The 11,693-nt window shown below is 68.5% G+C and carries 12 protein-coding genes; 6 read left to right on the top strand and 6 right to left on the bottom strand.

Annotated features, from left to right (window positions below; translation table 11 throughout):
* Positions 1-60 precede the first annotated feature (60 nt).
* From NK1_RS18295 to NK1_RS18285, 3 genes are all read left to right on the top strand, one after another.
* On the top strand, positions 61-411 hold the full coding sequence (locus tag NK1_RS18295; protein WP_063010245.1) for a hypothetical protein: 351 nt from the start codon (positions 61-63) through the stop codon (positions 409-411).
* Positions 412-628: 217 nt separating this feature from the next.
* Positions 629-1,831 (top strand): hypothetical protein, encoded by a 1,203-nt coding sequence (locus NK1_RS18290; protein WP_063010160.1) that lies wholly within the window; start codon positions 629-631, stop codon positions 1,829-1,831.
* Between the two features lie 184 nt (positions 1,832-2,015).
* Complete coding sequence (locus tag NK1_RS18285; protein ID WP_063010243.1) at positions 2,016-3,059, top strand: MCE family protein; 1,044 nt, start codon at positions 2,016-2,018, stop codon at positions 3,057-3,059.
* Between the two features lie 58 nt (positions 3,060-3,117).
* Here NK1_RS18285 and NK1_RS18280 read toward each other — a convergent pair whose 3' ends face one another.
* Both NK1_RS18280 and NK1_RS18275 read right to left on the bottom strand, forming a co-directional pair.
* Entirely contained in the window at positions 3,118-3,381 is a 264-nt protein-coding gene (locus NK1_RS18280; RefSeq protein WP_036505761.1) for a GlsB/YeaQ/YmgE family stress response membrane protein, read from the bottom strand.
* A 122-nt stretch (positions 3,382-3,503) separates the two neighbouring features.
* Entirely contained in the window at positions 3,504-4,094 is a 591-nt protein-coding gene (locus NK1_RS18275; RefSeq protein WP_063010158.1) for an HdeD family acid-resistance protein, read from the bottom strand.
* A gap of 271 nt (positions 4,095-4,365) precedes the next feature.
* On the opposite strand from NK1_RS18275, the gene NK1_RS18270 reads away from it, so the two are divergent.
* Positions 4,366-5,214 carry an NAD(P)H-binding protein gene (locus tag NK1_RS18270; protein ID WP_063010156.1) on the top strand — a complete coding sequence of 283 codons (849 nt, stop codon included), beginning with the start codon at positions 4,366-4,368 and terminating at the stop codon, positions 5,212-5,214.
* 119 nt (positions 5,215-5,333) lie between these two features.
* Positions 5,334-6,197 carry an LLM class F420-dependent oxidoreductase gene (locus NK1_RS18265; RefSeq protein WP_063010154.1) on the top strand — a complete coding sequence of 288 codons (864 nt, stop codon included), beginning with the start codon at positions 5,334-5,336 and terminating at the stop codon, positions 6,195-6,197.
* A gap of 19 nt (positions 6,198-6,216) precedes the next feature.
* Here the strand turns inward: NK1_RS18265 and NK1_RS18260 are convergent, their stop codons facing one another.
* Positions 6,217-6,840 (bottom strand): TetR/AcrR family transcriptional regulator, encoded by a 624-nt coding sequence (locus NK1_RS18260; protein ID WP_063010152.1) that lies wholly within the window; start codon positions 6,838-6,840, stop codon positions 6,217-6,219.
* Between the two features lie 166 nt (positions 6,841-7,006).
* Between NK1_RS18260 and NK1_RS18255 the strand changes: the two genes are divergently transcribed.
* Complete coding sequence (locus NK1_RS18255; RefSeq protein WP_063010150.1) at positions 7,007-7,939, top strand: quinone oxidoreductase family protein; 933 nt, start codon at positions 7,007-7,009, stop codon at positions 7,937-7,939.
* A 10-nt stretch (positions 7,940-7,949) separates the two neighbouring features.
* Here the strand turns inward: NK1_RS18255 and NK1_RS18250 are convergent, their stop codons facing one another.
* The 3 genes from NK1_RS18250 to NK1_RS18240 are packed head-to-tail and all read right to left on the bottom strand — an operon-like array spanning position 7,950 to position 11,682.
* Positions 7,950-8,351 (bottom strand): PaaI family thioesterase, encoded by a 402-nt coding sequence (locus NK1_RS18250; protein ID WP_062999728.1) that lies wholly within the window; start codon positions 8,349-8,351, stop codon positions 7,950-7,952.
* Positions 8,348-10,492 carry an MMPL family transporter gene (locus NK1_RS18245; RefSeq protein WP_063010148.1) on the bottom strand — a complete coding sequence of 715 codons (2,145 nt, stop codon included), beginning with the start codon at positions 10,490-10,492 and terminating at the stop codon, positions 8,348-8,350. The genes NK1_RS18250 and NK1_RS18245 overlap by 4 nt, the downstream gene beginning before the upstream one ends.
* Positions 10,489-11,682: a hypothetical protein gene (locus NK1_RS18240; protein ID WP_063010146.1), complete on the bottom strand. Its 1,194-nt coding sequence runs from the start codon at positions 11,680-11,682 to the stop codon at positions 10,489-10,491. Before NK1_RS18240 ends, NK1_RS18245 begins: the two co-directional genes overlap by 4 nt.
* Between the last annotated feature and the right edge of the window lie 11 nt (positions 11,683-11,693).

Below are 11,693 nucleotides of genomic sequence, written 5' to 3'. Positions count from 1 at the left end.
CGATCAGGACCGATCGGCACCATGGAACCCGAGGATCCACTCGGGGAGATGAGGTGTGCGATGGTCGATATCGAGATCACGGGTACGACGGTGACCGTCCATGTCCGTGGCACGCACCGTTTGCTCTCGCTGTGCGAACGGGTGCGCTTCGACCTGTCCCACGTCGTGGCCGTCGCGCCCGCCGAGGTCGATCTGCGGCCGCCGTGGATGCGCGCGCCCGGCACCTTCTTCCCGGGCGTGATCGCGGCCGGTGTCTTCCGCGGCAAAGGCCGCAAGGAGTTCTGGGATACCCGCTTCGACGGCCGTGGGGTGCGGATCGAACTGACCGGCACCGAATTCAGCCGGATCGTCGTCGACGTGGAGGAGCCGGACGAGATGCGCCGGATGCTGGCGCGCGCCGCTGCCGCCTGAGTCCCCGCTCGCGCGCCCCGAACGGGGTGAAACACGCTGCCTCACAGCCCATTGCGACACGCCGAATCGGCGTGCCGCGCGCGACACGCCGAATAAGTCTGGCATTGGGGCTAATCCGCAGTTTCGCAGATGGCGGTTCATCGACTATGAATGGCATGTGCCGTTCCCACTTCGTGAACACTTGCCGGCCACCGTATCTCACCGGGCGGTGGTCTAGTTGACCGTCGAACACCCCGGAGAAGATGAGGTCAGGCAGCTCGCGCGACGGGTCGAGAAGGCCCGCGGGCGGCTTGCGTACCAGTTCGATCCGGCGCTGACCGAGGCCCTCTCCGAGAACGAGCTGCAGGCCGAACGTGAACTCGCGGAGAAGATCCGCGAGCAGGAACGCGAACAGCGCTGGAAAAATGTACAGGCGGCGGCATCGACGTCCGACCGCGCCAGGCAGACCTCCGAAGCGATCGCGAAGGCCGATATGCGAGATCTGTTGATGGCCCGCAAGGCAATTGCGGCGCAGAGACGAGAATCCAGCCCGCACGCCAAGGTGGCGTCGCTGTATCGGCATCGCGCCTGGTCGATGCGCGCTCTCGCGGGTGTGGTCATCGCCGGCATGCTGTGGTCGGCCGTCAACGTCCAGCACAACATCGCTCCCGGGGGTCCCACCGATCCGCTGTACTGGTTCAGCTACCTGCTCGAAGGCATGATCAGCGTCTGCCTGGTCATCATCATGATCGGCACCAACAAGGTCGCCGAATGGGGCATCCTGGAGAGCCGCCGCCAGGTCGCGCTCGCCGAACTGGCCCTGCTGGCGCTGACCGTCGGCCTCAACACCTACCCGTACCTGCGCAGCGGCGACTGGTACAACGTCGGCGTGCACGCCGTGGCGCCGGTGATGATCGGTGTGGCGCTGCTGGTGCACGACGCGGCCAGCCAGCGCTACGGCCAGGCCATCACCCAGGCCACCGATCAGATCCGCGATCTGCCCGACCCGGCCGAACAGATCCGCCGCAGCATGCCGACCTTCGTCAGCTTCATCCGGCAGTCCGCGCCCGATACCCGCCCGGCCCCGATGGCCGCGCTGCCGGGCGCCGGCGACACCGCCACCGAGGCGCCGGCCACCGAATCCGCGCGCACGGTGGAGACGGTCGATCCGATCGTCGAGCCGGACATCTGGACCCCGAAGAAGTCCTCGGGTCGCCGGTCCGATACCGACGCGGCGGATTCGGTCGCCGACGGCAAGGCGAGCAAGGCCCCGAAATCCGAGGCCGCGGACGACGACTCGGATCCGCTGAGCGCCTACGACACCGGCCAGTTCCGCATCGCGGACAGTCTCGAGCAGGAACTCGAACAGATCCGTGCCGAGCGGAAGGCGGCCCGCGCCGCGAAGCAGCGCGCGGCCTCCAACGGCTCGATCATCGACTGATCCATACCCCGGTACGTCCCCTCGTACCGTCTGCACAACAGCCCGGCGCGACCAGCGCCGGGCTGTTGTCGTTCCCGACCGGCGTGGCATGGGTCACAACCGGCCGCCTCCGGCTACAGTGCCTGCGGTCAGCGCAATCATTGCCGGCGTTTTCGGGTTTCGTGGGGAAGTTCGAGGAGGCGTGGTGAGTATCCGCAAGCAGGCGCTCGGGTTCGGCGCATTCGCCATCGTCTCGGTTCTGGTCACGGTGGTGATCTGGAATACGCTGGCGCGCACGGTGAACGGCCCCACCGACCGTTATTCGGCGATCTTCAGCGATGTGCTCGGGCTGCGGCCCAACGACGACGTGCGCATCGCCGGTGTGCGGGTCGGCAAGGTCACCGCGATCGGCTTCGACGTCAACCCCCAGACCAACAAGCATCTGGCGAAGGTGACCTTCGAGGTGCAGCGCGATCAGCACCTCTACAGCGACACCAAGGCGCTGGTCCGCTATCAGAACCTGATCGGTCAGCGGTATCTCGCGCTGGCGCCCGGCACGGCGCCGGATTCGCGCCTCCTCGCGGCCGGTGGGCGGATCCCGCTGGAACGCACCGAGCCCTCCTTCGATATCTCGGCGTTCCTCAACGGTTTTCAGCCACTGTTCGAGAATCTGCTCCCGGAGCAGGTGAACGACCTGTCGACGACGTTGATCCAGGCGCTGCAGGGCGACGGGGTGTCGTTGTCCGCCTTCATCACCCAGGCCGCCGCACTGGCCACCGACTTCGAGCGGCGCGACGCGATCCTGAAAGACATCATCACGAACCTGTCCGGGGTGATGTCGGGCCTGGCCCGGCGCAGCGACGAACTGGAAACCCTGATCACCCAGACCCGCGCGCTGATCAGCGGCCTCTACGACCAGGGGCAGTCGCTGCTGGCCTCGACGCAGCAGATCGCCGGTGCCACCGATAGTTTGGTGGCGATGGTCTCGCAGGTGCAGCCGAAGCTGGCCCCCGCGCAGAACTCCACCCGGGACGCCCTGACGCTGCTGATAAACAACGGCGCGAAATTGGATCAGGCCGCGATCGATCTGCCCGGAATCCTCTCCGATGTCGGCAAGTTCTCCGGGGACGGGACCTACGCCACCGCGTATCTGTGCTCCCTCGACATCTCGCTGTACGGCATCCTGTTTCCGCGTGGATTGTTCTCGCAGATCGGCGGGCACAACCAGTCGGCGGTCTGCCGCCCCTGACCCCATGACGCCAACGGGCCCGGCTCCGAAGCAGGAGCCGGGCCCGTTGTTCGTGCGCTCAGGCGCGACTGCGGATCGCCTTGTAGATGACCAGAATGATCACGGCACCGACGATCGCGCCGAGGAAAGTGTGCTGGACGGGCGGGTGGACGCTGAACTTGTGCGGGGCGAAGACCAGACTGCCCAGGGTCCCGCCGACGTAACCGCCGACGATGCCCAGCACGATGGTCAGAATCCAGCCGAAGTTCTCCTTACCGGGAACCAGGAGGCGAGCGATCGCACCGGCGATGAGGCCGATGATGATCATCGTGATGATACCCATGGTGAATCTCCTTGCGGGCAACCTGTAGGGGACCCGACGGTAGCAGGGGAAAGGGCCTGTTCGCAGGCACACGACGTCGCCCCAGGCGAATTCGCGCCCGAGGCGAAGGGTGGGCCGGCCGATTACAGGTCGACGGGAGTTTTCTTGGCCACGCTGCGGACCTCGACGGCGTAGATCATCTCCATCACGCCCATGAAGATCAGCCACCAGCCGACGACCAGTGCCAGCACGGTGATCGAGTGGATGGGCCAGACCACCAGTGCGATACCACCGATCAACAGCAGGATGCCGAAGAAGATCGACCAGCCGCGACCCGGAACCCCTTGCGGCGTTTCGGCTCCCGCGACCATGGCGGCGATGCCGCGGAACAGCCAGCTGATGCCGATCCACAGGCCCAGCAGCACCAGGGAGTTGCCGATGCTGCGGAAGGCGAAGAAGGCGAGGATGAACGACAGGATGCCGCTGATGAGGGTCAGCACCCGGTAGCCGGTGCTGACGTGTGGGCCGAAGGCGGCGATCAACTGCAGAATTCCGGAGATCAGCAGGTATACGCCGAACAGAATGCCGGCCACGGCGAGCGTCGGACCGGGCCAGACGAGCACGATAATCCCGACGATCACCGACAGCAGGCCGATGACCAGCAATGATTGCCATGCGCCACGGGCCAATTGGTGCAATGGCCCCACGTAAACTCCCTCTTTGCTGGTTGTCATGTGGGCAGGATAAGTCCAGTGGATGTGATAGCGGGCAATTAACCAGTATCGAACGAGTTACGGTGTGCGAGTGGGAGCGGCAGCGGGGATGGCGAGAATTCGCGCCGCAAGGCCGCCCGATGCACGAAATCGGCGCAGCGCCCCGCCCCGGCGGGAGTTTTCGCATCGGCCGGTGCGCTGGATAGCCGGATATGCCTCCCGGATCACACCCTGATCGAGCGCGGGCCCGCAGTCCCGCGGTCGAGACCCCTTACCGGGAGATGGAGTGCTCATGATTCTCGTAACCGGATCCACCGGAACCGTCGGACGTGCCGTGATCGATCACCTGCTCGCCGTGGGCGAATCGGTCCGTGCCCTGACTCGTCGTCCCGCTGCCGCCGCGTTGCCACCGGATGTGGAGGTGGTCGGCGGCGATCCCGGGCGACCGGACACGTTGACATCCGCCCTCCGCGGTGTCTCCCGGGTGTTTCTGCTGTCGACCGGCCCGGATCTCGCCGAACACGACCGCAATATCGCGACCGCGGCCGCGCGGGCGGGGGCCGAGCGCATCGTGAAGCTGTCCTCGGGGCGCGCCGGCGATGCCGAGGCGACCGATCCGATCCCGGCCTGGCATCGCGCCGGTGAGCGTGCGGTTGTCGACAGCGGGCTCGCGTGGACGATCCTGCGCCCCTTGGGCTTCATGTCCAACGCTCTGCACTGGGCGCCGACGGTCCGCGAGCACGATACGGTCTACGCGCCCTACGGACACGGGCGTATCGCGGTGATCGACCCGGCGGATATCGCCGCGGTCGCCGTCGCCGCACTGGTCGAGGCGGGGCACGACGGCCGTATCCATACGCTGAGCGGGCCGCAGGCGCTGACGCCGGGGGAGCAGACCGGGATTCTGTCGGAGGTTCTGGGGCGGCCGCTGCGCTATGTGCCCACCGAACCGGCGCAGGCGCATGCCGCCCTGCTCGCCGCCGGGGTCGACGAGGTCATGGCCGACGCGATCATGGCGCTGCGGGCCACCGCGCTGGATTCGTTCACCTCGGTGATCCATCCGGGGGTTGAGCAGATCACCGGCCGCCCCGCCCGCACGTTCCGGGAATGGGCCCTCGACCATCGCGCCGACTTCGAATAGGCCACGGCCGCAACGGATCCCCGTCGTCCGCGCCGGTCGTCGGCGGTCGGCGCGGCGGCGATGGATAGGCTGGGTGCGGGTATCGACACCTGTCCACCGCTGCGCAGAATCGAGGCGTCATGGAACTGAGTCTGCACTACTGGAACTTCTCGACTCCCGCCGATCCGGCGCGCACCGCCGGTGCCATCGCGGAGACCGCGCGGATCGCCGAGGAGGGCGGTTTCACCGAATTCACGGTGATGGATCACTACTTCCAGATGGAACACACCGGGGTGGCCGAGGAGCCGATGCTCGAGGCCTACACGACCCTGGGGTACGTCGCCGCGCTGACCGAGCGGCTGCGCCTGGCCGTGCTGGTGACCGGGGTGATGTACCGGCATCCCGGTCTGCTGGCCAAGATCGTCACCACCCTGGATGTGCTGTCGGGCGGGCGAGCCCAGCTCGGTATCGGCGCCTCCTGGTACGAGCGGGAGCAGCGCGGGCTGGGGGTGCCGCTGGTGCCGATGGGGGAGCGCTTCGAACGACTCGAGCAGACCCTGCAGATCTGCCTGCAGATGTGGAGCGACGACAACGGCCCGTATCACGGTACGCACTACCGGTTGGACGAAACACTGTGTGTACCAGCGCCGTTGAGCCGTCCGCGGCCGCCGATCCTGATCGGTGGTGGCGGCGAGAAGAAGACCCTGCTGCTGGTCGCCCGCTACGCCGACGCGTGCAATCTGTTCGCCTCCTCGCCCGAGGACGTCGCGCACAAACTCGACGTGCTGCGCGCGCACTGCGCGGCGGAGGGACGCGATTACGACGCGATCCGCAAGACCGCCACCTATATCGGCCCGGTCGTGAACGATCCGGACGCTTTCGTCGCCGATGCCGAACGCTATGCGGCACTGGGGATTACGCAATTCGACATCATGCCCGACCGTGATCCGGTCGAATACGCCGAACGCGCGGCGGAGCTGGTGCCGCGGCTGCGTTCACTCTGATCCGTTCACCCCGATCCCTTCACCGCGATGCGCGGCCGTAATCGCCGAAGGCCGGTTCCAGCAGATCGAAGATCCGCTCGGCCTCGGCGGTGACGGTGGCCGCGACATGGTGGCGCGAGGCGCCGGAGAGTTGTAGCTGCTGAATCCGCTCGAACAGCAGTCGGCAGGCCGCCGCGAACTGGGCGGCGGCGGCCCGCCGCAGCAGATCGTCACCGGGCAGTACCTCGGCCAGGGCCTGTTCGCGCAGTTCGTGGAGTTCACGCATCCGCGCGGTGAGCGTAGGGCTGCCGGCGAGCATGCGGCTGAACTCCGGTCCCGAGAAGCCGAGGTCGGCGGCGTGATCCTGTGCCGCGGTACGGAACCGGCGGCGCAGCGCGTCGAGGGCCGATTCGTTGGCGGCGCGGGCGGTCACCGCCGCGGCGAGGGCTCCGACGAACTGTTCGTGATAGTCCAGCGCCAGATCCTCCTTGCGGGGGAAGTAGTTGGTGACGGTCTTCTTCGCCACCCGTGCGGCCTCGGCGATCTCGGCGATCGTGGTCGCCTCGAATCCGCGCTCGATGAACAGCCTGGTCGCGGTGTCGGAGATCTCCTGGCGGGTCTGCTGCTTCTTGGTCTCCCGCAGTCCCGGGGGTGCGCTGGTCATGGACCAAAATATTACCACCGACATAAAAATCGCCTTGACGTACGTTGAGACTTCCGCCTAATCTTACGTCGGTAGTAAGAATTCGATGAGGCTGCCCGGCAACCGCTGCCGGGTCATCCGAGTCTCAGTCGCGGCCGCATGCCGCCCCGGTCGAAAGGCGCTGTCAGTGCGCGCAATTCAGTTCACTCCCGACGCGGATCGCCTCGCCCGTGCCCGGATCGTGGAGATCGAGCGTCCCGTGCCCGGCCCCGGGCAATTGCTGGTCCGCACCGCGTTGACCGGGGTGAGTGTCGGCCTGGTGCGGATGCTGCGGGCCGACGCCTCGGCGAATCCCGGCGGGGAGATGGTCGGAACGGTGGTCGCGGTGGGCTCCGGCCTCGAAGAATCCTGGATCGGCGCCCGCGTGGGTGGGGTGGTGTTCGCCTCGTTGTATGCCGAATACGTCTGTGCCACACCGGCGATGGTCACCGAGATCCCGGCCGGAGTGCCGGCGGCCGATGCCCTGGCGGTGGTGCGTGGCGGCCTGGTCGCGATGGGCGTGGTGCACGCCGCGAAATCCGTTGCGGGCAGCGCGGTTCTGATCACCGCGGCCGCCTCCGGGGCCGGACATCTGGCGCTTCGGCTCGCCCGGGCGGCCGGAGCGACCCGGGTGGTCGCCGCGGTCGGATCGGCCGGCAAGTTCGATTTCGTGCGGGAGTGCGGCGCCGATGCCGCGGTGACCTACGACCGTCCGTGGTCCGAGACCTTCGATATCGTGCTCGACGGTGTCGGTGGTGACCTGGTGCAGCGCGGGGTGGACAGCCTGGGACCACACGGCACGCTGGTCGCCTTCAGCGCGGGGGGCGGCGCGGTCGATACCTCCACGCTGCTGGGTGAACTCAAAACGGTCACCGGTTTCTCGATGGGATTGTTGTCGCGGACCGAGCCGCAACTGATCGAGCGGTATCGGGCGCAGTTGTGGAAGCTGTTGGAGGAGAACATGTTACGGCCGCATGTGGAGGTGCGTGACTGGGCCGAGCTGGATGCCGTCGTCGATCTGATCGCGACCCGCCGCACCGTGGGGCGGATGGCGATCAGCGCCGGACCCGCCCCGTGGTGAGCCCGCTAGCTCACAACACCGCTTGGGTCTGGGTGACCTTGCCGACGAGTTTGCCCGCGTCGTCATGGATTTCGGTCTCCACCACGATGAAACTGCGCCCCGCGTGCAGCGGCGTCGACGAGGCCACCGCGTAACCGGACCGTACCGCCCGCAGGAAGTTCGTCTTCGACTCCACGGTCGTGGTGCCCTGTTTGCCCTCCGGCAGATTCAGGTACGCGCACACCGCGCCGGTGGCGTCGGCCAGCGACATCAGCACCCCGCCGTGCAGGACGCCGCCCAGCGTGCACAGGCTCTCGTCCCATGCGAGCCGGCTGCGCACCAGCTTCGGCCCGTGCTCGAGCACCTCGACCCCGAGCTTCTCGGTGAACGGCATGGTGCTGTGGAACAGCCGGGTTCCTTCGGTATCGATCATGATGTCGAGCTTGCCGGTACGCGTGCGCGAGGTCCATTACCTTCGGGGTAACGATCGCGGGCGGGCCGCATCGGCCACCAGTTCAGCGGGCCCATCAAGCGCACCAGCGCCGGCACCAGCAGCATCCGCACCAGCGTGGCGTCGATGATCAGCGCCACGATCATGCCGAGGCCGAGGAATCGCATCGGGGTCAGCGGGGACAGCGTGAAGGCGCCGGTGATGAACACCAGAAGCGTTGCGGCGGCGGTGATCACGCGGGCGGTGCGAACCGTGCCGGTGCGGACCGCGGACACGGTGTCGCAACCGGCGTCGCGGGCCTCGACCATGCGCGAGAGCAGGAAGACCTCGTAGTCGGTGGAGAGACCGAAGACGACGGCGATGATCAGCACCATCATCCCCGCCGAGAGCGGTCCCACGCTCACGTGCAGCAGGTCGGCCAGATGGCCCCGGCAGAAGATCCAGGTCAGGATGCCGAAGGTCGCCGCCAGGCTGAGGAAGGCCAGCAGTACCGCCTTGACCGGCAGCACCGCCGAGCGGAACGCCGCGCCGAGCAGGATCAGCGTGGCGAGCACCATCACCGCGATCATCAGCGGCATCCGGGAGGTGATGGCCGCGACGCTGTCCACGGTGGCCGCGGTGTCGCCGCCGACCTGGATGTCGACACCGTCGGGTGGGTCGAGTTCCCGTATACGCGTGACGGTTTCGGTGGCGGCGGGGGAGCGATCGGGGTCGTCCAGCGCCGCGTGCAGCACGACCGCGTCGTCCACCGTGGCGAGTCGCTGCACGTCGTGCACACCCGGGACCGCGCCGAGCGCGCGGATCGCGGCGGCCGTGGGCCGGGAGTCGGGTGGGGCGCCGTCACCGCGCAGCAGGACGGTCGCGCCGCTGCCGGCCTCCGGGAACCGGGTGGCGAGTTCGTCGACGCCGGCGCGCACGGCATTGCCCGCAGGCAGGGCCGTGTGGTCGACATCGCCGAGGCGGACGCCGAGCACCGGGGTGGCGAGTACGAGCAGCAGTCCGCCGACGGTGACTGCCACGACTCCGGGCCGGCGCACCACCGCGTCGACCACCCGGCCCCACCACCGCTCCGCGCGCCGCTGTCCGCGGTCGAAGGCGTCGCGGCGCCAGCTCCAGGCGCCGACGCGGTGACCGAGCAGTGCGAGCGCGGCCGGCAGAACGGTCAGTGACAGCCCCGCGGCCAGCAGTACCGCCGCGATGGCCCCGAAGCCCAGCGACCGCAAGACGGCCTGCGGGAAGACGAACGTGCCGGCGAAGGCGCAGGCCAGCAGCAGCGCCGAGAATCCGACGGTGCGACCGGCGGTGGCCAGGGTGCGGGTCACCGCCTCGGGCACCGCGGCACCCGCGGCGAGTTCCTCCCGGAATCGGGTGACCACGAACAGCCCGTAGTCGATGGCCAGGCCGAGCCCCAGCAGCGAGGCCACGTTCACGGCGAACACACTCACCTCGGTGACGTGTGCGATCACCCCGACCGCGCCCAATGAGCCCACGACGGCGAGCACACCCACCAGCAGCGGCAGGCCGGCGGCGACCACCCCGCCGAACACCAGCACCAGAATCGCCAACGTTATCGGTAGCGAGACCGATTCGGCGAGAACGAGATCGTGGCGGGACTGGCGGTCGATCTCGTCGGCGAGTGCGCTGTAGCCGGTGAAGCGCACCGAGACGCCGGGAACGGTCAGCGCCGCGGCGATATCGTGGTAGGCCGCGATGCGCCGATTGTCGTCACCGGCGGCGAACACCACCGCCAGCCCCTGCCGGCCGTCCGCCGACCGCAGGAAACCCTGGCGCGGTGGGGCGTTGTTCCAGTAGGTCTGCACCGGCTGGGCCAGCAGCGCCGGATCGATGTGGTCCACCGCCTGCTGGACGCGCGGGCCCAGTGCGGTGAGGTCCTGTCCGTCGGGCGCGGTGTAGATCGCGATCACATCGGGGTTCTGCCGGCCCAGATGCGCGGTGACGACCCGGTCGACGAGCGCGGATTCGCTTCCGGGATCGGCGAATCCGGCCGCGCTCACTCGCTGCTGGACGTCGGCGCCGAACAGTCCGCACACGATCGCCACACCGATCGCCGCCAGCAGAACCAGTGTCGGGCGGGTACCGACGATCCGCGCCCAGCGCGTCATGCGAGGACCGAATCCGGTTGCGGCAGGCCGCTTTCCAGTGTCGCCGCGATGCGGTCCAGTAGCGTTTCGAGCCGATCCTCGATGCCGTGGCCGTTGCGCGCGGAGACCGTCAGCTCGGTGCGGCCGCCGGCCTCCACCATCGCGAACAGCAGCGGCATCGCGACGCTGTGCTGCGGCAACACCCGCACCGACGTGGGCGACCAGCCGGGCACCGCCAGTTCGCTCGGATCGAAGCGGCCCATATGCGAGACCGTCGCCGAGGCGAGGTTGCGCCCGAAGCGTGCGCCGAGCGCGTTGGTGGTCCGCAGAATGGTGCGGCCGACGGCATGCGGCGCGTTGGCGATCGCGCTGGCAGCCAACTGGTTGAGTTCGGTGCGTTCCCGCAGACCCGCGCGCATGTCTTCGCGCACCTGCCGCCAATCCTGGTCGGGCCGGATGTCGAGGAACAGCGGCAACGCCAGATTCGCCGTCGACCGCAGTTGGGGGTCGTGGCGGCGCAGATCGACCGGCACCATGATCCGCTGCGTGCTGCCCGCGGCGTCGGCCAGCAGCGCCGACACTCGCGCCACCGCACCGGAACCGGTGGCGGCGATACTGCGGTGCCGCAGCAGATGCCGGGGGCTGCCCACCTCCTGACGGCCGTGACCGACCGCCGCGCGGAAGCGGGGAATCATCGCGGTGGGGCGGCCGGGTGCGCCGAGGCGCCGTACCAGTTCCCGGTCGGCGACCGGGTCGCGCAGTTCCTCCGGCTGCTCGCCGCGCAGCGCGGCGAGGACGTTGCGGGCCCACAGCACCATGCCCATCCCGTCCATGACGCCGTGGAACACCCGGAAGATCACTGTGACCGGGTCGCCGGTCAGCAGCAGCACCTCACAGGTGGTCTCCGGGGTGGGGCCGATCGCCGACGCGAGGACCGGATCCGCCTCGAGGCGGCCGTAGTTCACGACGTGACCGGGAATCTCGCGCACGGCGGGCGGCACACCGGTGTCCACCCAGTACTTGCCCTCGCACCGCAGCCGCGCGCCCGGGCAGGCGGCGGCCGCGACCGCGACCGCCCGGCGCAACCGCTCCGCGTCGAGGGTCCCGGTTCCCGGAATCGCCAGTTGCATCAGAAACGGCGGCGCCATATCCCGCATCGGGAAGTACATGCGCTCGGTGGGCGAGATCCGCCGCCGGAAGACGGTACTCATGATCGGCTCCT

Origin of the sequence: Nocardia kruczakiae NBRC 101016 (assembly GCF_001612965.1) — a bacterium.
In the GTDB taxonomy this organism is placed as follows: domain Bacteria; phylum Actinomycetota; class Actinomycetes; order Mycobacteriales; family Mycobacteriaceae; genus Nocardia; species Nocardia kruczakiae.
Note: the sequence above shows the minus strand (reverse complement) of the source record. Positions and strands in the feature narration are given on the sequence as shown.